At 63.6% G+C, this 22565-nt stretch carries 15 protein-coding genes and 1 pseudogene; 6 read left to right on the top strand and 10 right to left on the bottom strand.

What is annotated here, in order from left to right; all coding sequences use genetic code 11:
• The first annotated feature begins 14 nt into the window (after positions 1-14).
• The 4 genes from FAY22_RS08860 to FAY22_RS08845 are packed head-to-tail and all read left to right on the top strand — an operon-like array spanning position 15 to position 7280.
• Positions 15-1967: an HD domain-containing phosphohydrolase gene (locus FAY22_RS08860; protein ID WP_146329869.1), complete on the top strand. Its 1953-nt coding sequence runs from the start codon at positions 15-17 to the stop codon at positions 1965-1967.
• Positions 1967-3385 (top strand): efflux transporter outer membrane subunit, encoded by a 1419-nt coding sequence (locus tag FAY22_RS08855; RefSeq protein WP_146329868.1) that lies wholly within the window; start codon positions 1967-1969, stop codon positions 3383-3385. Before FAY22_RS08860 ends, FAY22_RS08855 begins: the two co-directional genes overlap by 1 nt.
• Positions 3386-5941 carry an FHA domain-containing protein gene (locus tag FAY22_RS08850; RefSeq protein WP_146329867.1) on the top strand — a complete coding sequence of 852 codons (2556 nt, stop codon included), beginning with the start codon at positions 3386-3388 and terminating at the stop codon, positions 5939-5941.
• Positions 5904-7280: an HlyD family efflux transporter periplasmic adaptor subunit gene (locus tag FAY22_RS08845; RefSeq protein ID WP_146329866.1), complete on the top strand. Its 1377-nt coding sequence runs from the start codon at positions 5904-5906 to the stop codon at positions 7278-7280. The genes FAY22_RS08850 and FAY22_RS08845 overlap by 38 nt, the downstream gene beginning before the upstream one ends.
• A gap of 82 nt (positions 7281-7362) precedes the next feature.
• Here the strand turns inward: FAY22_RS08845 and FAY22_RS08840 are convergent, their stop codons facing one another.
• Positions 7363-9843: an EAL domain-containing protein gene (locus tag FAY22_RS08840; protein WP_246860714.1), complete on the bottom strand. Its 2481-nt coding sequence runs from the start codon at positions 9841-9843 to the stop codon at positions 7363-7365.
• Positions 9844-9900: 57 nt separating this feature from the next.
• Positions 9901-10515 (bottom strand): annotated as a pseudogene (locus FAY22_RS22655) (PAS domain-containing protein); the annotation flags it as partial.
• On the opposite strand from FAY22_RS22655, the gene FAY22_RS22315 reads away from it, so the two are divergent.
• Positions 10426-10611 (top strand): hypothetical protein, encoded by a 186-nt coding sequence (locus tag FAY22_RS22315; RefSeq protein WP_246860712.1) that lies wholly within the window; start codon positions 10426-10428, stop codon positions 10609-10611. The pseudogene FAY22_RS22655 and the gene FAY22_RS22315 sit on opposite strands and share 90 nt — an antisense overlap.
• A 221-nt stretch (positions 10612-10832) precedes the next feature.
• Here the strand turns inward: FAY22_RS22315 and FAY22_RS08835 are convergent, their stop codons facing one another.
• From FAY22_RS08835 to FAY22_RS08810, 6 genes are all read right to left on the bottom strand, one after another.
• Positions 10833-11624, bottom strand: a complete 792-nt coding sequence (locus tag FAY22_RS08835) for an OmpA family protein (RefSeq protein ID WP_146329864.1) — start codon at positions 11622-11624, stop codon at positions 10833-10835.
• Between the two features lie 42 nt (positions 11625-11666).
• Positions 11667-12680 carry a type VI secretion system-associated protein TagF gene (gene tagF, locus FAY22_RS08830; protein WP_146329863.1) on the bottom strand — a complete coding sequence of 338 codons (1014 nt, stop codon included), beginning with the start codon at positions 12678-12680 and terminating at the stop codon, positions 11667-11669.
• 11 nt (positions 12681-12691) lie between these two features.
• A complete protein-coding gene (tssM, locus tag FAY22_RS08825; RefSeq protein WP_146329862.1) occupies positions 12692-16420 on the bottom strand; it encodes a type VI secretion system membrane subunit TssM in 3729 nt (1242 codons plus the stop codon).
• Between the two features lie 36 nt (positions 16421-16456).
• The gene (locus FAY22_RS08820) at positions 16457-17929 is read right to left on the bottom strand and encodes a hypothetical protein (protein ID WP_146329861.1); all 1473 of its coding nucleotides are present in this window, start codon (positions 17927-17929) and stop codon (positions 16457-16459) included.
• Positions 17930-17999: 70 nt separating this feature from the next.
• A complete protein-coding gene (locus FAY22_RS08815) occupies positions 18000-18266 on the bottom strand; it encodes a PAAR domain-containing protein (RefSeq protein ID WP_146329860.1) in 267 nt (88 codons plus the stop codon).
• A gap of 75 nt (positions 18267-18341) precedes the next feature.
• Positions 18342-19199, bottom strand: a complete 858-nt coding sequence (locus FAY22_RS08810; RefSeq protein ID WP_246860711.1) for a M15 family metallopeptidase — start codon at positions 19197-19199, stop codon at positions 18342-18344.
• A 111-nt stretch (positions 19200-19310) separates the two neighbouring features.
• Between FAY22_RS08810 and FAY22_RS08805 the strand changes: the two genes are divergently transcribed.
• The gene (locus FAY22_RS08805; protein ID WP_146329859.1) at positions 19311-20282 is read left to right on the top strand and encodes a hypothetical protein; all 972 of its coding nucleotides are present in this window, start codon (positions 19311-19313) and stop codon (positions 20280-20282) included.
• Here the strand turns inward: FAY22_RS08805 and FAY22_RS08800 are convergent.
• Together FAY22_RS08800 and FAY22_RS08795 are read right to left on the bottom strand one after the other, a co-directional pair.
• Entirely contained in the window at positions 20265-21623 is a 1359-nt protein-coding gene (locus tag FAY22_RS08800; protein WP_246860710.1) for an ATP-binding protein, read from the bottom strand. The two genes, FAY22_RS08805 and FAY22_RS08800, sit on opposite strands and share 18 nt — an antisense overlap.
• Positions 21620-22339: a response regulator gene (locus FAY22_RS08795; protein ID WP_210411919.1), complete on the bottom strand. Its 720-nt coding sequence runs from the start codon at positions 22337-22339 to the stop codon at positions 21620-21622. Before FAY22_RS08795 ends, FAY22_RS08800 begins: the two co-directional genes overlap by 4 nt.
• Positions 22340-22565 lie beyond the last annotated feature (226 nt).

Here is a 22565-nt window from a genome sequence, read left to right as displayed (position 1 = left end):
TCGAGAGCGGTGAGATGAAAGGCGCAACCACATTTGCCGAGTCGGTCGGTGCAGCAATGGCCTATCTGGAAGTGCCGGGAGACGGCACGGAAAAGCCGGTCGTCTTCGCGCTGCATGACGAGGTGGTGATCGGCCGCGAGCCGCAGGATTCCCTGTCGTCGGACAAGTTCCTCTGCATTCCCGACCACACCGTCAGCCGCCGCCATGCGCGCATCCGGCGCCGCGGCAGCACCTATTTCGTGGAAGACCTCCATTCGTTCAACGGCACCTTCGTGCTCGGCAACCGGCTGCGCCCGGGCAGCTGGCATCCGCTGCGCGACGGCGACGAACTCGCGGTGTCGTCGGCGCAGATGATCTTCCATTCTCTGGTCGTGCCCGCGCAGGACAACATGACCACGATCATCACCAAGACGGTCGACGCGACCCAGCTGGCGAAAACCATGGAACCGCCGGCCGCGGCCGACGACGGCGACATGCAGCGCACGGTGCGCAAGCTGCACGCGATGGCCCAGGTCAGCATCGCGCTCGGCGCGGTGACCGACCGCACCACGCTGATCGAAAAGATCATGAACTTCATCTTCGACCTGTTCCCGCTGGCCGAGCGCGCCTTCATCCTGCTGCGCAAGAACGAGGGCGAGGCGCCGGTGCCGGTGGCGGCCAGCCGCCGCGACGGCACGGTCGAGGACCCGGAACGCGTCACCATCTCGCACACCATCGTCGGCGAAGTGCTCGACAAGAAGCAGTCGATCCTGTCGGTTGACACGCTTGCCAACCGCCATTACGGTGCCCAGGAATCGATCATTTCGCAGGGCATACGCAGCGTCATGTGCGTGCCGCTGCTGCTGGAGGGCGAATGCCTGGGCCTGATCCAGGTCGATACCTCGTCCGATCCCTATGCGTTCAAGGAGCAGGACCTGGAAATGCTCACCGGCGTATGCGCGGAGACGGCGGTGGCGCTGAAGAATTTCCAGCTCTATTCCGACATCGAGCGCCTGCTCGACGGCTTCGTGCGCGCCTCGGTGCAGGCCATCGAGGAGCGCGACCCGGTGACCGCCGGCCATTCGTTCCGGGTGGCCGCCTACGCGGAAGGGCTGGCGCAGGCAGTGGACCGCGACACCGGGCCGGAGCTGCGGCGCATCGTGTTTTCGCACGATCAACTGCGCGAGATCCGCTATGCCGCGTTGCTGCACGACTTCGGCAAGGTCGGGGTGCGCGAGCATGTGCTGCGCAAGGAAAAGAAGCTGCACCATTCCGAGATGCGCCTGCTGGAACAGCGCTTCAAGTACGCGCGCGCCTGCCTGGAACGGCAGGCCTACCGCCTGCTGGCCGAGCTGCATGCGCGCCGCGAGCTGAGCATCGGCGCGTTCCGCGCCGAGAAGGTTCGCATCGAAGCCGGCCTGCGCGAGGAATACGAGCGGCTGGACCGCTTTCTCGACGCCATCCGGCAGGCCAACGAGCCGGCCGTGTCACACACGGAGGGGCGCGGCGAGCTGGACGATATCCTGAACTACGCCTATCACGAGGCCGACGAGGTGGCGTCGCCGCTGCTCGAACAATGCGAATTCTCCGCGCTGTCGCTGCCCAAGGGCTGCCTGACGCCGGAAGAACGCAAGGAGATCGAGTCGCACGTGGTGGATTCGTACTCGTTCCTGATCCTGATCCCGTGGACGCGCGACCTGGCCGGCGTGCCGGCGATCGCCCACGGACACCATGAGAAGCTCGATGGCTCCGGCTATCCGATGGGGCTGCGCGGCGACCAGATCAGCATACAGACCCGCATGCTGACCATCTGCGACATCTGGGACGCGCTCACGGCCGGCGACCGCCCGTACAAGAAGGCGGTACCGACGGAATTGGCGCTCGACCTGATGCAGCAGGAATGCCGCGCCGGGCATCTCGATGCCAGGTTGTTCAATGTGTTTGTCGATGCCAAGGTCTGGACGGCGGCGACCTCCGTAGCGAAATGATGCATACCATTCAACTCTCCCTGTCCCGTCCGGGCGCGCGGCGGTCCGCCGTGGCCGCGCTGTGCGCCGCCATGCTGTGCGGCTGCGCCGACGTCAGCATGGCGCCGTACCGCCGGCCAGACACGCCCGTCAAATCCTCCTGGTCCGGCCAGCCGCCGGTGTCGGCCGCGGAAACCATCGCGCCCGACTGGTGGAAGGAGTTTCGCGATCCCACGCTCAACGATCTGGTGGCGCGGGCGGTGGCCGGCAATTTCGACGTCAAGATCCTGGCCGCGCGCATCCAGGTGGCCGGCGCCGAAGTCGGCGAGGCGCGCGCCGGCGCGCTGCCGACGCTGGACGCCGGCGCCGGCGCCAGTTTCGAGAAGAGCACCGGGCAGAAGCTGTCGAAGAGCTTCAACCTCGGCACCCAGGTCAACTGGGATATCGACATCTGGGGCAAGGTGGAGAAGGGCGTGCAGGCGCAGAAGGCGGAATACCGTGCCTCTGAGGCCGACTGGCGGGCCGGCTACCTGAAGCTGGTGTCGGACGTGTCGACCACGTACTTCCAGATCCTGCAGTTCGACGAGCAGATCGACCAGCAGCAGCGCGCGCTCGACAAGAACCGGCAGATACTCTCGACGTTCGACGCGATGTACAAAAGCGGCCTGCTGCCCAACACGCGCGTGCTGCAGCAGCGCGCCGAGATCAACCGGCTGACCAACGACCTGCTGGAGCTGCGCCGCGCGCGCGACCTCGCCGCCAACGCCTTGTCCACGCTGCTTGGCGTGCCGGCGGGAGAGCTCCGGATCGCGCCCGGCAGGCTGCAGGATCGGGTGCAGCTGCCGGCGGTGCCGTCCGGGCTGCCGTCCGAGCTGCTCAAGCGCCGGCCAGACATCGTCGCCGCCGAGTTCCGCGTGCTCGAAGCCTACGACCTGGTCGGCCAGGCCAAGCTGGCGCAGCTGCCGTCGGTGAGCCTGACCGGGCGCGGCGGCAGTTCCAGCTTCGCGCTGACCGACCTGCTGAAGTCGTTCACCTTCGGGCTTCTGCCCAGCATCAACATCCCGATCTTCGACCCGTCGGTCAAGGCGCATGTGAAGACCAGCGAGGCGCAGACCCGGGTGGCGGAAGAGCAATACCGCAAGACCGTCATCACGGCATTCGAGGATGTCGAAAACGCGCTGGTCAACCTCGACGCCCACCGCAAGCAGCGAACAGAACTGCAGCAGCAGATCGATAACCTGAAAACGGTGTCGGCGCAGACCGAAGCCCAGCTCAAGGAGGGCGTGGTGTCCCAGCTGGAGCTGTTCGAGACCGAGCGCTCGCTGCTGTCGGCCCAGCTCGCGCTGCTGGCGAACCACCAGCAGATCCTGGCGGACACGGTGACGCTGTACAAGGCGCTGGGCGGCGGCTGGCCGACCGTCGAAGTCGGGAGCCGATAGATGTTGCGACGCAATGCTGCCAATACCGCCGCCGACGACGCGCGCACGGTCGCGCTGCAGCCGGCCGCGCCCTCGCAGGAATTCGACATCGTGCTCAAGCCGGTCGCCCATCCGGAGCTGGGCGACATCCGGATCGACGAAAACCTGTTCGCGATCGGGCGCACCGAGCCGCCGTTCGACGCCTATCCGCCGGAACTGGTGGCCGACCTGTCGCGCCGCCATGCGCGCATCTTTTCCGAGTACGGCACTGTCTATATCGCCGACCTCGGCAGCAAGAACGGCACCACCGTCAACGGCGTCAACATCCGCCAGAAAACCAGCCGCCTGCAGGATGGCGACGAGATCGGCTTCTCCGGTGCGCTGAGCTACAAGGTGCATCTCGGCGCCCGCACCGAGGCACCCAGGCAGGCGGCGAAGGTGGTCAGCCTGACGCTCACGCCCAGGCACGACGATGCGGGATTGCAGCCGATCGTGATCACCCAGTTTCCTTTCCTGATCAGCAAGGCCGATACCACCTTTTCGCGCTACAAGAGCGAGCATCCGCACCAGGTGAATTACATCTCGCGCCGCCATGCGCATCTCTTCCTCAAGGGCGGCCAGCCCTATGTCGAGGACCTGGGCAGCACCAACGGCACCTTCGTCGCCGAAAAGCGGCTCGACGAGCACGCGGTGCCGCTCAAGGACGGCGACGTGCTCGCGTTCGGCGGCCATCATTTCGTCTATACGGTGAGCCTGCAGACGCAGGAGGCGGAACTCGATCCGACCATCACCAAGCTGAGCCAGGCGGTGCGCAAGGGGGCGGCGGAAAAGAACAGCTTCGACGTGGACAAGACCACCTTCGTGGCGGCGGCCGATTCCTTCCTCGATATCTTTTGCGTGGACCGCGCGCAGCAGCAGGAAGACGAGCTCAACGACGAGGCGGCCAAACAGCCCGACGATAGCGGCAAGGAGGGCGGCGGCCGTCCGCGCGGCAGGTTCGCGGTGTTCGCGCGCGAACTGGCGCAGGCTTTCGCCGGAGGCGAGCACGAAGGATTCAAGCGCTCGTTGCGCTGGGGCGCGCTGTTCGTGGCGGCGCTCGCGGTGTTCGCCGGCGCGCTGTACCTGCGGCAGGCGCCGGAGGGCCGCCTGAAGGATCTCGTTGCCGACGGCGAGTATCCGCGCGCCGCCGAGCTGGCCGACCATTATCTGGAAAACGATCCGGACAACGCGGCGGTCAAGGCGTTGAGCACGGAAGCGCTGCTCAAGGCCGGCGTGCCGGGCTGGGCGGCCGGCCTGAAGGCGCGCGACTTTGCGCGCGCCGACGCCGCGCTGGCGAACATGAACAGGCTCGGCAGCCACAACGCCGACGTCCAGCCGCTGCTCAGGCAGCTCGAATGGATGGGCAGCCTGGAGAAGTTCGTGCTGGGCCGGGGCGGGACGGAAGCGCCGATCCGGCTCTATGCGGACGAGGACCGGATCAAGGCGCTGCTCAAGCGCTGGGATGAAGATACGCAGGGACATCAACGTGCGCTCGCCGCCATCTCTTCCTATGTGCCGGCGTTCCGCGACCCGTATGCCGAGGCGCTGTCGCACCTGCGCAAGCTGCAGAGCGACGACGCGGTGTATTCCGCCGCCATCGAACGCCTGAAAGCGACCATCGCGTCCGCGCTGGCCGAGGATCGTCCGGGCGACCTCGATGCCGTGCTCAAGGAGTATGCCGAAAAATATCCGAGGATCGGCGGGCTCGACAGCGTGCGCCAGGACTTGCGCAGCTACGGCGAGATCCTGAGGCATGCGCGCGAGCGCAACCTGGGGCCGCTCGTCACGCAGGCGTCCGCAGCAAAGTTCGCGACGCCGCCGTTCCAGGCAAGGTTTCGCGCATTGCAGGCCGGCACGCTGTTCCCGCCGCCGGAGGTGATGCGGCAGTATCAGGCAGTCTCGGCGTCCTGGCGCGGCGGCGACACGGAGCAGGCGTTCGCCGGCTTGCAGAAAATGACGGCGGGGCCCTGGGGCGAGGCGGCATCGCGCGAACTGGCACATAAAAAGGCCATCGCCGACCAGTATGCGCAGCTGCAAAAGACGCGCGGCGGCGCCGGCTACGTCGAGCGCCTGCTCGCGTTTTACGGCGCGCTCGATCCGGCCGAGGACGCCTATTTCGCGCGCGCCGTCGCGCCGGATGTCGCGGCGAACAGGGACAAGGCCATCGCGCGGGCGCAGGCATTGCTGAACCGCGCCCAGGCGGGCTGGAGGCAGTACCGGGACAATGGCCCGATCGAAGGCGACCAGCGGCTTGAAAGCAAAATTTCGGGAAAATACCGGATGCAGGCGCGCCTGCTGGCCGATGCCGACGCCGACGCGCGGCAAGGCATGCTGGTCTATGCCCAGCTGAAAATGGAGCCGCCCGCGGACGGGCGCAAGCTGCGCGACGAGATCGCTGCGGAAGCGGAACAGCAGCGCAAGTCACTGCAGGAATTGCGCAACGTGCTGGCCCCGGACCTGTTGAAGAGCAAGCTTGCCTTGTTGGGAGGTGATCAAACTGATGGCAACCAACGCCAACCGGCTCAAGCCGCTCACTGAAGCGCTGGAAGACCACAGCGCGGAAGGCATCGCGATCCTGAGCGCCGAGCCCTGGCGCTTCACGCATGCGACCGTCATCACGATGATGGCGCTGGTGCTGGTCGCCCTGATCTGGTCGTTTTTCGGCCATGCCGACGTGATCGTATCGGGGCAGGGAACGCTGCAGCCGGAATCGGAAGTGCGGCGCTTCTACACGCCGGTCGACGGCGAACTGGCCAACCTGTACATTGCCGAAGGCCAGCCGGTATCGAAAGGCGACGTGCTGGCGAGGCTCAATGCGCGCGGCGCGATCGAGGCCGCCACCAACGCCTTGCAGGCGCAGCTCAAGCTGGAGGACGCCGAGCGCGAGTGGAAGGAATTTCCCGAAAAGAAAGCGCTCATGGAACGCAAGATCGTCGCGCTCAAGCAAGCCATGGAAGTCGAGCAGCACCAGCACGACCAGCGCGTGGCCGAGGGCACCGGCAAGCTGGCGGAGGGCCAGCGCGCGCAGCTGGCCGAAGCGCGCACCGCCGTGGAGGATGCGCGCCGCGCGCGCGACGCTGCCAAGAGCGAGGCCGACAAGTATTCGCGGCTGCTGGCTCTGCCCGGCGGCGGCGGCGTGTCGCAGTTGCAGGTGGAAGGAAAGAAGAACGCGCTGCTGGCGGCGGAGAACGGATTGCGCGCCGCGCAGGCCAGGCTGTCCGAGCTCGGCGCGCGGCAAAGCATGGAATTCAATCAAGCCAAGGCTCAGCTGGAAACCAGCGGGCAGGAACTCACCAAGCTGCAGCTGCAATACGATGCAGCGGCCAAGGAAATCGCCAACACGGAGGAAAAGCTCCGCCTGCAGGTGCAAACCGCGCGCCTGGTGGCGGACGCCGCCGCCCGGATCAAGTTCGAAAACATCGACAAGGACAACTTCCTGCTCATCGTCGCGCCGGCCGACGGCGTGGTGACCGACGTCACCTCAACCCAGCCCGGCGACAAGATCCAGGCCAACACGCCGCTGGGCGGGATTGCGCCGAAGGATGCGCGCCCGGTGCTGAAGATCGAGATTCCCGAGCACGACCGCGCCTTCCTGCGCGAAGGCTTGCCGGCCAAGCTGAAGTTCAACGCCTTTCCGTACCAGCGCTACGGCCTCATCAACGGCACGCTCGCCTACATCTCGCCCGCTACCAAGCCTTCGCCGCAGACCAAGCAGCCGGTGTACGAGGGGCGCGTCACGTTGGAACGCAATTACTACGAGGTGGGCGACATCAAGTACCCGCTGCGCTACGGGATGACGGCAACCGCCGAAGTCGTGGTGCGCGAGCGCAGGTTGATCGACCTGGCGCTCGATCCGTTCCGGCAGATCGGCGGGTAACGCGGAACGCATCGGCATCGAACGCTGCACGGCGGGTTACGCAACCAGCCCGTCATCCGAAGCGTACGAGCCGCGCCGTATGTCATGCGCCCAGCATGGTAACCGGCGCGGCCGTGCGGGCGGAGATCAGGAAGCGTTCGCATTCATCCGCCGGCAAGGGGGGGGAAAACAGGAAACCCTGCACTTCGTCGCAGTGCTGGCTGACCAGGAACTCCAGTTGTTCGCGTGTTTCGATGCCTTCCGCAACAATCTCCATGCCAAGCGAATGGCCCATGGCGATAATCGCGGCGGTGATCGCCTTGTCGTCGCCGTCGTCCGGGATGCCGTGAATGAATGCGCGGTCGATTTTAAGGATGTCCGCCGGCAGCTGTTTCAGCGATAACAGTGACGAATAGCCGGTTCCGAAGTCGTCGACGGCAACGCGTACACCGACGTTCTTCAATTCCTTCAGGGCGGCGGCAATGTCCGGGTCGGTTTGCAGTGCCGTTTCGGTGACTTCGATGTCGACGCCAAAGCCGTCCATGGATGGATACCGTTGCAGCAGGCGGCAAAAATCCTTGGCGAAACGGGGGCGCTTGATCTGGCGCGCGGACAGATTGATCGCCAGGCGCACCGGCGGGACGCCCGCGGCACGCCATTTCTGTATCTGTGCGCAGGCGCTGTCGAGCACCCAGTCGCCGAGCAGTTCGATGAGGTTGCTCTCTTCCGCAATCGGTATGAAGCGGCTGGGCTGCTGCATGCCGTTCTGGGAGGAATTCCAGCGCAGGAGCGCTTCGACGCCGGCGACGCGGCCGCTCGCCAGGCTGATTTGCGGCTGAAAATAGAGGGCCAGCTCATGCCGCTGGAAGGCGCCGCGCAAGCCACGGTCGATCGCGAGAATTTCGTTCGCACGCTGCGTCATGGATGGCGTGAAAAACTCGTAGCAGTTTCTTCCCTTGTCCTTGGCAGCATACAACGCGATATCGGCTGACTTGTACAGCGTTTCCTTGTCGCCTGCATCATCCGGGAAAACGCTGATGCCGATGCTTGCCGACGTCATCAGCAAATGGTTCGAGATATGGATGGGGGCTGCGATGGCCTTGATGATTTTCTGCGACAGGGCTGCCGCATCTTCCATGCGCGTCAGTTCGCTGATGATGATCGCGAATTCGTCGCCGCCCAGCCGGGCGACGGTGTCTTCCCCGCGCACGTTGTTCTGCAGTCGCGCGGCGATTTCCTCGAGCAGCTGGTCGCCGACGTCATGCCCCAGCGTGTCGTTGATCAGCTTGAAGCGGTCGAGATCCAGCAGCAGCAGCCCGACCGTGGACTTGTGCCGCCGGCTGAACTGGATTGCACGATCCAGGCGGTCGTTAAACAGCAGGCGGTTTGGCAAGCCGGTCAGGCTGTCATGGTAGGCCAGGCGAACCAGTTTTTCTTCCGTGTCCTTGATGGTGGTGATGTCGGAAAATACCGAAATGTAGTCGGTGACCTTGCCGGTTTCATCCTTGACCGCGGTGATGTTCTGCCACGTCGGGAACAGCTCGCCGGATTTGCGGCGGTCCCAAATCTCGCCCTGCCAGTTGCCTTTTTGCTCCAGTTCGCTCCACAGGTTCTTGTAAAACTCGTTGCTTTGCCGCTCCGATTTGAGCAGGCGCGGGTTCCTGCCGATGACTTCGTCGGGACGATAGCCGGTTATGTCGGAAAAGGCACGGTTTGCCGCGGTAATCGTGCCGTTGCCGTCCGTGATGATGATCGCGTCCCTGGTATGCTCGAATACCGTGGCGGCGCGCCGCAACTCCTTCTGCGCTTCGACCACTTTCGTGATGTCGAACACGGTGGTGCGGCTCATCACGAAGTTGCCTGCGGCGTCCAACTGGGCGGACGCATTGAGGAGGATTGGCATGATGCTGCCGTCCTTGCGTACCATTTCCAGCTCCAGGTTGCGCAGCTGTCCATTTTCGATCAGCTCCTGGAATTTCTGCAGGTACAGGGCCTTGCTGTTTTCAGACTGCAAGTCGGCTATGCGCTTCTTGCCAACCAGCTCTTCCCGGGCATAGCCAAGCCATTCCAGCTCGGTGCTGTTCATCTTTACGATCATCATGTCGCGGTCCACGGAGTGATAACCGCATGGCGCATTCTCGTAGAGATCGTTGATTTCCTCGGCATTGCGCTCCAGTTGCCGCTGAATCCGCCTGCGCTCGCTGACGTCCCGGACGAGGGCCAGCCACCGGCCATCCGGCAGGAACCGCGCGCTGACTTCGGTAGGGAGATAGGAGCCATCCTTGCACCGGAGTTCCCATTCGTCGACTGTGACATGCTCGGCGTTCTGCTGAAGATAGCTCTTTGCCTTGGCCAGGCGGTCGGCGTCGGCATGCGGTACCAGATCGGTAATGTGCTTGCCTATCAATTCGTCGCGGCCGTATCCGAGCATGCGGCAGGCGTTGATGTTGACGTCGATGTATTCCCCATCGCGATTGGCGATAAAAATGCCGTCCGATGCGTTGTCAAACAGTTGCCGGAAGCGCTGTTCGCTTTCTTCCAAAGCGTGCTCGGCTTCTCGCCGCAGCGTAATGTCCTGCAACATGCCAATCATGCTCTGAGGCTTGCCTCTCCCGTCGCGGCGATAGACTTCACCGTTCGCCGATACCAGTCGGACGCTGCCATCGGGTAACAACAATCGGTACTCCACCTGATATGGTTTTTGCTCGCGCACGGCGGTATGCAGCGCCCGCTCCACGGCAGGCCGGTCATCAGGGAAAACCCTTTCGAGAACCATGGAAATTGGTATCGGCTCCGTTGTGGCCGGCAGCGCGAACATTTCTGAAACTTCTTCCGAACAACTGACACGGTTCGACTTGAGGTCCCATTTCCAGGATCCGATCGGCGAAATTATGTCGGCCTTGACGAGATTGGCGGCAATGCGTCTCAAGGATTCCTGCAGGGTTCTGCGTTCGCTGATGTTCTCCAGCGCTACGAGCATGCAGTTATTGTTGCCATCACCGCAGGGAGCTATGGAGAGGTTGAGATTGAACCACGCGACGGATCCATTTTTGCGGATAAAGCGTTTTTCGCGCCGCGGCGCGGGAAATGTTCCTTCCAGTAATTTTGCGAGCGCGCGCTGATCCTGTTCGCGGTCGTCCTGGTGGGCCAGATCGGAATAGGTAAGATGCATCAACTCGTCGCGCGCATACCCGAGCAGTTCGCAAAACGGACGATTGGCATCGATGAATTTTCCATCCGCGCCGATTTGGGCCAAACCCACGCTGGTATGTTCAAAGATGGATTGGTAACGCCGCTCGCTCTTGCGCAACGCATCTTCGGAGTGTTTGCTGCGGGCAAGTTCCTTTTTTAAGTGCCTGATTTCCCTGGTCAGCGTGTCGACGCGAGCCTGTAGCGAGTTTCGCATGATTATCGCAGCCTCCCTGTTGACAGGGTATTTGACCATGCCAAGCCACAAAGGTGCTTACATTTGAACTTGCGCAATGTTTCGCGGCCGGGGAATTGCCACGAGGCGACTTGATGATGCCAATGCGGGTAGTCCGTCGGCGATGCATGGACGACGGCGGAACCGGCCTACTGACTGATGCGAAACTCGATGCGGCGATTGCGCCGGCGTCCATCCTCGGTCGTGTTGGGCGCCACTGGCTGGTCCGCTCCCATGCCGCTGGTGCCGATCGAGGCAGGGAAAATGCCCCTGGAAACCAGAAAAGCTTTCACCGACTCGGACCGTGCACGCGACAGCGCCAGATTGCGCGAGGCAGTGCCGACATCGTCCGTATGACCGATGATTTCCACTTTTTGCGGATGGACTTTTTTTAGTGCATCGGCCATTTCATCGAGGATGGCTTTCCCGGAATCGGTGAGTAGCGCGCTGCCTGGCTCGAATTCGATCACGTGATTTCCCAGCGCACGGTCCAGCACATCCTGAGTCGCGACCGACACGCGCAGAGCGTTCTTGACGCTATAGTCAGGGCTGAGCGCTGCGGCGATATCGCGCGCGACCGATTGCCGAACCGCTTCGCTGGCGACTTCGCCGCGCAACGCCACGTTCGTTCCTTCCACCACCAGCTGTCCCTTGCTGACCGATTTCAGGTTGGGCGTCATCAGCCCGGGAACGTGGACAGCCCAATTCGGCGGTGCGGTCACGCCGCCAACGCTGATCTGGTCGACGACTCTGGCGCGGCCGTACAAGTCCTGCAGTTTGCCGAGCAGCGCGGCCTTGGTCGCCTCGTCCGGTACGGCGCCGGAAATGACGATGTTTCCCGGTGCGGAGGCCGGCGATGCGGATTGCGCATGCGAGAGGGGGGGCGCGCAGGTTATTGCAACGGCGAGCGCGATCTGCTGGAGCGTTGAGCGGATGATCATGGCGGTGTGGTCGATTTGTTGGATGGCGAGTATGTGTGGCGCTTACCCGGAAAACGCCTGGCGGAAGGCTTCCCGAAGCTGGCCCAGCGTCAGCTCGCCGTGTTCGAGATAGCTCGACAGCTTGTACCTGGTCGCATCGCGTGCCGCGTACTCTTCAACCCAGGCGGAATAGGAAATATCGATGAAAGACTGCTGTGCCGCGGCTCCCCCAAACAGGGCATGAAAGACGGCCGGGGTGATGCCGTTGAAAGTCAGGATCAGCACAGGCCGCCCGTCATGGCGGCACGAGAACACGCCCAGCTCGAAATCCGCTCTCGGCAGGAAGCTGCAGACAAGGTCGAGCCACCACGCCTTGACAAGCGGCGCGAGGCCCGGATCGGCGGGCAGGGGCATGAGCAATCCCCGGTGCGGCGCGATCGCGTAATTGGCGAGAACCGGTTGCAGCAAATATCCGACGGCGAGAATCGTCTGGCGCAGGTTTATGCCGGTAAGGTGCGGCGACAGGGCGGTGGCCAGGCTGGCCAGGCTGGTCGTATTCAGGAACTGCGCATATCCGGCGTGAAATCTGTGTTGCCCGGCATCGGCCAGCAAAGCGACGTCGCCAAGAGCGGTCAGCGTCTCGGCGGCGTCATGCGTGGTCGAGGCATGGTGCGACAGGGCTCGCTGGTGATTGGCGTGGCGCTCCATCACGAGCGGACTCAATGGCAGGAAAACCAGTGCTTCGCCCATTTCGAACAGGGTAGCGGCAATGAATGGAAAGCGCCGCACCGACGCGTCTCTGCCGGGAATCAGAGCGCCGCTGATGGCGCGCTTCCTGCGGGTTCCTATGAACAGGAAATCGACCGGGCCGGCCGTGTCGTAGCTGTTCTTCCAGTCCGGATCGGCGATCAGCAGCTCCATGCCTTGCGCCACCCACTTGTCGATCAGCGCGATGACTTCGGCTCCGGAAGTGCTTTTGACAAAATCACCGCGCGAAGCAATTTTTCCAAAGTAGATCGAGCTGGCATTTCGCGGCTGAATTGCCGGGATGGCGCCCATGGTGCGATTCGCTTGCATGATGTGCGCCGTCAGATGGCGGATCCGACAACGGTCGCAGGCAACTGCACGCCGCGCAAACCATTTTCCGGCCCGCCCTGACCGGCGGAGCGGGCATCGCTGATCAAGCGGAAGTTGACGTTTACCGAGTAGCCGCCGTTGGTCCAGGCCATCGTGAACAAGCCGTTGTCGCGCCGCGTGCGCTGCGCCGAGTCGATGAGCTTTTCCAGACCGAACTGGCCTGGGAAATCCGCGATGACGACGGTGTTGCCGCCGGCCGTTTGCGCACTGATCCTGGCGCCCGGCTGGCCTTGCGCCGATGGCCAGATAAAGCTGGCCCACTCTTGCTGGCCGTTACGGTAGCGCAGCATCTGGCCGTCGATTTCGATGGTGTACTCGACCAGACCTGCGGTGGGAATCGGCTGCAGCTGGAAGCTGGTTTGCGGCTGGCCTTGCGCCGCCGCGGTGCTCCCCGCGCCGGCTCCGGGAGGCGCCACGAAGTGTGCCAGATTGGCCGCGAATACGGGGTTCAGGTGCACGCCCATGTCGGCCCAGGTGCGCGCCGACAGCGTGTCGCCGCGCCGCACTACCAACGGCCCCATGCTGTCTTGCACGAATTTCGCGATCTTGCCGTCCGGGCCGAACACCTGCGCGATTTCCGAAGCGGTCGCCTCGACGCGGGATGCGGCGGTGAACGGATATTTAGTCGCGAGCGATTTGCCGAACGGCTCATGTATCTGCGCAGCCCAGGTACGGTTCAAATCCTGCTCGGCCGGCGCCACGATGACGGCGAACGCCTGCATCAGCGGGCGCACCAGCAGGGGACGGATGACGGCGCGCTGCGAATCCGGCATGCCGGTCAACATGCTGTCATCGACATATTTGAGGGCATCGGCCAGTTCGGAATCGTTGCCGTCCAGCGTAGCCTGCATCAGTTGCCTGCTGCCGGGGCCCGGATCGCCAGCATTCCTGATTTGGTTGAAGCGCGTGCGTACTTTGGCGAGCCGTGCCAGGTAGCCGTTCAATAGCGAGGCGTCCTTGCTCTCGCTGCGCGCCATGGCGAGGCCGGCGATGCCGGAAAACTCCCTGCCGATCATGCCCGGCTGGAGTTCGCCTTCCTTGCCGGCGGCGAGATCCTGGTAGGGGCGGGAAGGCGCCTGGCGCAGCACCGTCCTGCGAAACCAGTCGGTCATGCTTCGCCGAGCGCTCTGCATCCCCTTGTCGACGAGCGAGGGATTGTCCCAGGCGGTTTCCCTGTACAGCGTTTGCATCAGCGTGTTGAGCGGCGACATGGCCGGATCGCCGAGCCGGTTCATGCCGGCAGCCGCCGCATCGAAGCCCGGGAAATCGGCGATGACGATGCCTTGCATGAATTTCTTCCATTCGCCGATGTACTCTGTCTTGTACATGCGGACCAGCTCCCCGCGGATCTGCTCCGGACTGCCTTCGAGCGACAGGTCGTCGTGTGCCGTGGTCTTGAGCACCCAGTCGGCGCTTTGCAGCTCGCCAGTACTGGCATCCCTGATCGCTCCTTCAATGAACTGTTCCCAGGCGGCGCGGGTGAATGCGCCGGGGATTGCATGGCTTCCCGCGATCAGCTCCCTGTTCTGTTCGCCGACCACGGAGGCTACGGTAACCGACGGAAAACGTGTCGAGGCACGCATCTTGATTTCGCTATACACGCGCTCGCGCGCCGGCGTTCCCTTGACGGCTAGCCGCAGCGTGTCGCGCGCCTGATCGACCAGCGCCAGCTTGTTTTCAATCAGCGGGAAGTCCGATTCCCCGGCCTGTGCGAGGTAGAAGCCAATCAGCTTTTCGGCGTTGCGGAGCACTTGTTCGCGTGGCGCGTTGCCGCGATTGGCTTCGATCCAGCCGCGCCAGAAGCGGGTGAGTTGGTCGCCCAGGTGGGCTCCGTCGATGCGGTCGCGGTCGGCCAGCATCAGGTAAGTTTTCAACGCGTTGTAAGCGTCTTCCGGATTGTCCGGCGAGAGATTTTTGTACGGGGACGGTGCGCCGCGCCCGAAAGCCGAAGCGTCCGCGGGCGCGGCGCCCTGCGGGACGCGTGCAGCGGCCTGCAGCTTGACGGCGTTGGTGCCGACTTCCGACAGGAAGGCCTCGATGTTGATCGCGACCGGTTCCAGCATCACCTGCCGCAATCCCTTGAAGTACTCGGAGCGCAGCTTGTTCTCGATACGTTCGCCCTGGAACAGCCCGAAGCCGAGCGCCAGAGGTTTGTTCTCCCGGTAGCGCTGCAACTGCTCCAGCCTGTCCTGCAGGATGGTCAGCGCCTCAAGCCGGGATGCCAGGTCCTGACCTGCTTGCTGGACCTTGATCGCCTTTTCCATGTCGGCGCGGACGTTGGCCACATACTGGCGATTGCCGACGAAGGACCAGCTCCAGCCCCCGAGCAGCAGCCCCAGTGCCAGCAAGGCGCCGTAAAAACCGAACTGGCGCAGCAACAGCTTGTTGCGGCTAGCGTACCGCCGCGCCAGGTTGCGATCGGCGAAGATCACAGAGGAAAACAGGTTTTTGAGAAAGAAGCCACTGTTCGAACTCACGCTCGCCGCCATCCTGCGACCGGCCGCCAACCCGTATTCCCGCACCACGCGTTGCCCGGCGGCGTGGGTCGCCACGCCTTCCTGGATCGCGCTTGTGAAATAAAAGCCACGAAAAACAGGCTTGAACTGGAACGGATTTTCTTCGAACAGGGTGGCGATGAACATGCGCAGATGCTGCCTGATCCCGACGAATTCCATCGGGAAGGTCAGCACGCCCGGCCCGGCCGACTGGCCGCGGTTGAGCGACATGCGGGTGGCGCCGAGTTCCTTTACGCCTTCGGCCAGGGCATCGAAATGCTGGTCGAACAGTGCCACCGCGTTGGCCTTGCCATCCACGTCGTAGGGCAGGGTGGCGCCCCATACGCGGTTGCGCTCCTCGGCATCCGAACCCTCGAAAAAATCGATGAACCCGGCGATCAGGTCGACCTTGGTAAACATCACGTAGACCGGCGCGAACAGCTCGAGGCGCTCGGTCAGCTCCTGCACTCGCTGGCGCAGCTGCTTGGCCAGCGTGATCGTGGCGTCGGGCCGGCCGCCGGTCAGTTCCGCGATACTGGCGACGATGACGATACCGTTGATCGGCGCCTTGGGGCGGTGCTTCCTCAGCAAGTCGAGAAAGCCGAGCCATTCGCTGCGGTCTTCCTCATGTACCGCATAGCGTCCGGCGGTATCGAGCAGGATGCCTTCGGTGGTGAAGAACCAGTCGCAATTGCGCGTGCCGCCAATGCCCTGGATCGCCTGGCAGCCCTTGTCCGAGAACGGAAAATTCAGCCCGGAATTCACTGCCGCGGTGCTTTTTCCCGCCGCCGGGTTGCCTATCACGATATACCACGGCAGTTCATAGAGCGCAGCCTTGCCGCTGGTTTGACCAAGCTTGGACCCCTTGATGGTGCGGATCGCATCGAGCAGTCGCTTGCGGAGGATGTCCACATCCCGCTTCCTGTCGGCGGATGCCGCCTTGAGCGCCTGGTCCGCCTGGCCATGAAGCATCTGCTCCATGGCTGCGGCCGCTCGGCGCGTGCGATGCCATAGCACGATCCAGGTCCCGATCCACAAGGCGCATGCCAGCCCCATGACGGCTAGCGTCCATGCGGGAGACGCATGAAGCGCCGAGCCGGCCAGATAGACGGCCGCCAGCGTAAGAGCCAGCCCGATAGCAGTGATGATTCGCGTGTCTTTGAAGATGTCGATAATCCGGTTCATTGGACAGTCCGTTAAACAGCGGTGATGGGATGAGCTTCAGGCTTCGGTGGGCGGCAGCAGGACTGCGGCGGCCCGATCGAAAGCGTGGCAAAGGTTGAGCAGAATGGTTGGCGAGGATGCGTTCGCGGTCCACCGTATTCCGGCCGCCAAAACTGCAGGCCCCGTGGCGGCGCCGAGGTGGCCGCATGTCTCGCTGACGGCCAGACGGTTCTGGATAGCATCGAGGTGCGGCGCGTGCTGTGCCATCGCGCCTATGCATTCCAGAACTCGGCTGGAGCGGTGATCGGTGTCGCACACCACCATGCCGATTCGTTCCGGCACCGCTCCGCTTGCCGCCAGCGCGTCACGGGCCGCCTGCGCCAGGCACGCGTGGCTTGGCCTGCCTGGCGCATCGGCCGAATGTTCCCGCACATGGTGCGATGTGCCGGCCAGCAGGCAGGCGGCCGGTGTGGGCAGGATGTCGAGCGCCGCGTCGTTGGCGCACAGGATGCCGAATGCGCCTTCGCCCGCCATCAGGCCGTTCGGACTGCGGGTGCCGAACAGGTGCGCTCCCGCCTGGCATGCTTCCAGCACTTCGGGGCAAAGCATGGAGTCGCATGCCAGCAGGAGCAGCGCTTGCGCATTCCCGCCTGCGGAGTCCAGCCTGAACTGCTCCAGCAACGCAATGGCCGCTGCGTCTTCGTGAGATGGCGCCAGTTCGACACGCGCATTCAAGCCTTGGAAAAGCGGGAACCGTTGCAAAACGAAGTCCAGCATCGTTTGCCTTTCATGTGGCAGGAAGGCTGCCGGGATCATGAGCCTGACGAGAAGCCGGAACTGTCCGGCCTGAGGAGCAGGCGCCGACATCCCGCGCAAGGTTGCTTCGCTGTCGTTTGCGGTGGCGCTGCTCTGTTCCGCCGCCGTTGCCAGCAGATGGAGTTCGGATTCGATCTGGTCGGCCAGCGATCCCAGCAGCGCGAGCACGCGAACGAAAGCGTCGCGCCAGACCGGTGGATGGACTTGATCTGCGGCTACGCCCGTCTGCGCCAGCCAGTGTTCGGCATGTGTCGTGTCGAGGCCGACAACCCGGCCGCTCAGGACCGGAAAGCCGTCGCGGTCCGTCAGCTCCGGGTCCGGGCGCGGCCGCGTGCGCCGTTCAACGAGCACTTGCACCAACTCGTCGAGGTTCATCGCCGCATGGGTAATGGCCCATGCGTTCAGGATCGGCAGCGCGGGCGCGGGCTGGGCTTTGCTCGGGGGCAGCTGCACGGACAAATTCTCTTGTGTCGGATCGGGAATGGTTTGCGATGGCGCGCGCATGGCGCGCCTTCTCAGGAAAGCCATTGCAGCCAGCGGCACGCAAGGCAACAGGCCGAAACCAAGGACAATGTCGAGCGCGGTCGCGTTCCAATGCACGGCGCGCCACCAGAAAACGACCACGGCCCATGTCAGCGCGACCAGGATGACTGATAGAAGGAGCGATTTTGCGAATGCACGCGCTTTACCGGCTGGAACTGCGATATCGGACATCAGAGAATTCGACGGACGGGAATGTTGTTGGATGGAGAACTGCCGATCCGGCCTTGAAACAGGCCGCGCCTTATTCGCTGCCGGTGGAGAATTGGCTGGAAATGAGCACCGCACCGCAGGCCGTCACATCGCCGTGGCGGGCCACAGGGCTGCCGTCGACGATGACGGTGGGGTCGCCGCTGACGATGGCATTGGTGCCATGGCCTTTGTGCGGGCAAGTCACCTGGTCCCCGATGCGGGCGATGCGCCTGCCGTTGGCGTCAGTGGTTGCCGCGCCGCTAACGACGGTGCCGCCATGATCGGTAGCGTCGCCGGTGACGATGAGTGGTTTCGCCATGGCTTTCCTTTAAACATTGTTGTCTTTAAGTCAATTATTTTGATAATAGCAAATAATTGCTGAATTGATAATGTTTTATTGGAGGTATGGCAATACTCGCGGTTTTCTCAGCTCGACATGGCCGAAATCCATCATGCGCCAGCGCCCGCCCCACACAAGTCCGGCAGATTCGGCATATTCACCGTATAGCTGGTAGCCCTTCATGGCCCAGGCATCGCGTTCCGATATCACGATCTTGCCGCTCCTAAAGAAGGCACTATCCGCAGCAAGGCCGTACTGGTGGTAACTCTGATAGGCGCCTGCATTCGTCACCTGTGGACCCAGTCGAGCAAGGATGGCTTGGCGCTCGGGGCTGCGATAGCCTTCGAGAAGCGCCATCTGGTAGCCATGCTTCGCCATCGATCGAAATACGCCCAAAAGTCGCTGCCGGAACTCGTTGTCCAGTAAGGCCCAATCCCGGCTGGCACTGGCAATTCCCGGTCGAATCAGATCGAGGTCTCCGGCAAGGAATAGATCGGGCGGCAGCGGTGACGGTGGTACGAGTTGTTCTCCGATTAATAACGTGGCGACTACAGGATCGTGCGCTGCCGGAGCGTCGGGATAACCGCCCAAGTCGGTTCGCGGCGAGAAAAGCAAGGCAAGCAGGGCGGGCAACGACAGCAGTACCAGTGCGGCCGTGCTGATGCCGGGACGACGGCGGATGACCCGAAAGGCGGATTGGGCGGCCGCACGCAGAAACGCCAGTGCCAAGCAAGTCTGCGAGGCGGTGTGACGTTGCAGCAAGGCGAGCCGATTCCATTGCGTGACGACTGCCCCGCTAATTCGGCATTGCCACCTCCGGCGCTTTTCGGCTCGGGTTACCGCCCAGCCTCCGGCAACGCCCACAACCGCGTACGATACCGCCAGCAAGAGAAAGAAGTGCTTATCGCCCACAATAAATATCCCGGTGCGCTCATTGTCAAAAATGCAAAATTGAATGTTATTATAAAGACAATTTGGTGGCGAAAATCCCGGGATGCAGGCAGTTGTTGTGACAGGCGAACGATGAAAGCGAAAACCACGATCAATACGGAAAAGAAGGCGGCCGACCGGCCTTCGCTCTACAGCTTTAACAGCCGTGAACAGGATTCGGGCGATGTCTTTCGCATTCTCGATGCGCTGGAACCGCGCATGCGCAGGAGTGCAATATGGTGGCGGGCCGCGCTGGTCGGCCTAGTTGGCGCTCTGGCGGGCACCTTGTACCTGGTCGGCAGCGATGTCGATGTCTATCACCGCTTGTCGCCGGCCGCGTCGAACGAGGCGACGCTTGGACGTACAGTACTCAAGCAGGAAGCGCCCAAACCGCAGCCGGTTTCGGTTGCGGCGGCGGCTGACGATCCCGGTACGGCGACGATCGTCGTCGAAGAGCCGATACCTGGGACCGAGCCGCAGGCCTCGGTCGAAGAGCCTCCTGCGAATCTGGCGCAGTTCGTGCCGCCCGAGGGGCGAACCGAAGGCAACGGCACAGGCGTGGCTGTGTCTGCTCAGGATACGAGAGCGATAGCGCCGGAAAATGTCGGCGCCGGGCAGATCCCCGGGAAACCGGCGTCAACCCCGGTGAGCAAGCAGGGAAGCAGGCCGGCTCCGCGCAGTGCGGTCGCTGCAAAGGCCGTGCCGCCCCAGCGCACGGGCAAGGATGGTGACGTCGATCTGATCGCGGCGCTGGTATCGCATGTTTCGCACGGGGACTCCGCCCAAAAGGAAAACAGGAAAAAGACGGTCAAGCCTGCGACCGATGCACGTCTATATTCGGCAGGCACGGCAGGTACGAAGCACGAGCGGCGCTCCGGCAGCAGCCGGGATATCGTCGTGCGCAACGATGGTGACTCTACCGAAGCGCTGGTTGCACGCTGCCGTGCGCTCGGGTTGATCGAGGGGGAGTTGTGCCGCGTGCGCATCTGCTCCGGCCTGTGGGGGATCGATCCCGCTTGCCCGGGCACTCCCTCGGCTGATGCGCAGTCAAGCTCGGGCAGGTAGCCTGACCGTCACCTCCAGCCCGCCTTCCCGGCGGTTGCGCAAGTGGATCGTTCCGCCGTGCTGTTCGACGATGTTGCGCGCAATGGTCATTCCCAGCCCTGTTCCACCGGTGTCGCGCGAGCGCGAACTTTCGAGCCGGTAGAACGGATCGAACACCTTCTCCAGCTCGGCCTCCGGAATGCCGGGGCCGTCGTCCCTGATGCATATCACGGCCATGCCGTCTTCGCGCGCTGCACTCACCTGGGCCGAATGGCCGTACTTGACCGCGTTGTCGATCAGGTTGGTAAGGCAGCGGCGCAGCGCGGTCGGCCGCGCCAACAGCGATACCGACGTTGCGCCGGAAGCTGTGACGTGCTGCCCGGCGTCGGCTGCGTCGGCGCAGACGCTGTCGATCAGTGAATCCAGGTCGAGCGGCTGCATCGCCTCGGCCAGATCCATGCTGCGCGCCAAGTCCAGTCCTTCGCGCACCATGCTCTGCATCGCCGACAGGTCGCTGATCAGCTTGGCGCGCAGCTCGGCGTCGTCGACCTTTTCCAGCCTCAGGCGCAATCGCGTGAGCGGCGTCTGCAAATCGTGCGTGATGGCGGCTAGGATGTGGGCCCGCTGCCTGATGTGGTGGCGGATGCGCGCTTGCATCGCATTGAATGCGGCGGCGGCTTGCCGGATTTCGGTGGCGCCGCGTTCCGGCAGCGCCGGGCGGTCGATATTGTTGCCCAGCTCGGTGGCCGCCTGGGCCAGTTGCTTGAGCGGGCGCATGGTCATGCGCGCGATGATCGCGGCAAGGGCTGATACGCTGAGCACGAACAGGATGCCGTAATCGAGGAAATCGGGCGGCGGCGCGAACGACGGCGGGCGCGGCGGCGCGACGGAAAGCCTGATCCGGGAGCCGTCCTGCAGCGTCACCAGCAGCGCTTCGCAGGCGGCGCGGAAGTCGCGCTGCCTTCTCTGAAGCGAGCGGCCCGGGCGGTTGGGTGGTGCGCAGTCGGCGCTTTCGGGCGAAGCGGACGCCACTTCGTGGCCCGCAAGCAGACGCTGTTCGAGCCGCTGCGCAAGCTCGGTCTGCTGCTGCAGAACTTCTTCCACCGGTCCGGCCAATCGCGCCTGGATGCCGATTCCGGAGGCCGCCGACAGATAGGAGGCGCGCAGGTCGGGGGGCACGGTTTCCAGCGACAGGACGAACTGGGCGACGCGTTCGACTGCATGAAAATCGCGGAACTGGCCGATCATGCGCTGGCGTTCGCCGAAGGCGAGGAACAGGCTCAGCAGCGCGCTGACGACGACGCCGGACACCAGGATCAGAACGATCCGGCTCGTCATCGACTGGAAGAAGGACTTGATCATTCGCGGTCAACCTGGGTGGCCAGGACATAGCCTTCGTTGCGTACGGTCTTGATGATCTGCGGCGAGCGCGCATCCTCGCCCAGTTTCTGGCGCAGGCGGCTGATCTGCAGGTCGATCGAGCGGTCGAACGGGTCGGCGTCCCGGCCCTGAGTCAGGTTGAGGAGGTGGTCGCGGCTCAGGACGCGGTTTGCGTGTTCGAGGAAGATTTTCAGCAGGCGGAACTCGGCGCCCGACAGTGCCACCACGACGCCCTGCGGGTTGATCAGGTGGCGCGCCGTGAAATCCATTGTCCAGCCAGCGAAGCGCGCCTGGCGCGGTTCGTCATGTTCCAGGTTCGGCGGCAGCGCCTGGGTGCGGCGCAGCACGCTGCGGATGCGGGCGAACAGCTCGCGCGGCTCGAACGGCTTGGGCACGTAGTCGTCGGCGCCCATTTCCAGGCCGAGGATGCGGTCGACAGGCTCGCCGCGCGCGGTGAGCATGATGACCGGAAGGTTGGAGCGGGTGCGCAGGTTGCGGCAAAGTGTGAGACCGTCCTCGCCCGGCAGATTGAGATCAAGCACGATGAGGTCGACGCGTGCCTCATCGAGTGCCTTCCACATCGCCTTGCCGTCGCCGGCGGTGAGCGTACGGTAGCCGTTTTTTTCCAGGTACTCGGCCAGCAGCGAGCTGATCTCGCGGTCGTCGTCGACGATGAGGATGTGAGCGGGATTTTCCATGGGCGTAATTATGGCGATTCGAGGGGGACGGGCGAAGCGGAATTGTATCGCGCTGTTTCCCGCACGGCGCCTGATACAGGGCGATACAAATCGGCCGCAGCCGGTTACATGCCTGTACAACATGGCGATGTGCGGACATCGGCGTGTTACATCTGGGGTGCATGATGGGAACCGTGCAAGGAGCCGCTTTGGCGCACGTTGAACCGGCCTCCGACGAGGCGGGCTT

Source organism: Noviherbaspirillum sp. UKPF54, from assembly GCF_007874125.1.
Classification (GTDB): domain Bacteria; phylum Pseudomonadota; class Gammaproteobacteria; order Burkholderiales; family Burkholderiaceae_D; genus Noviherbaspirillum.
This window is presented reverse-complemented; position numbering and strand designations above follow the sequence as displayed.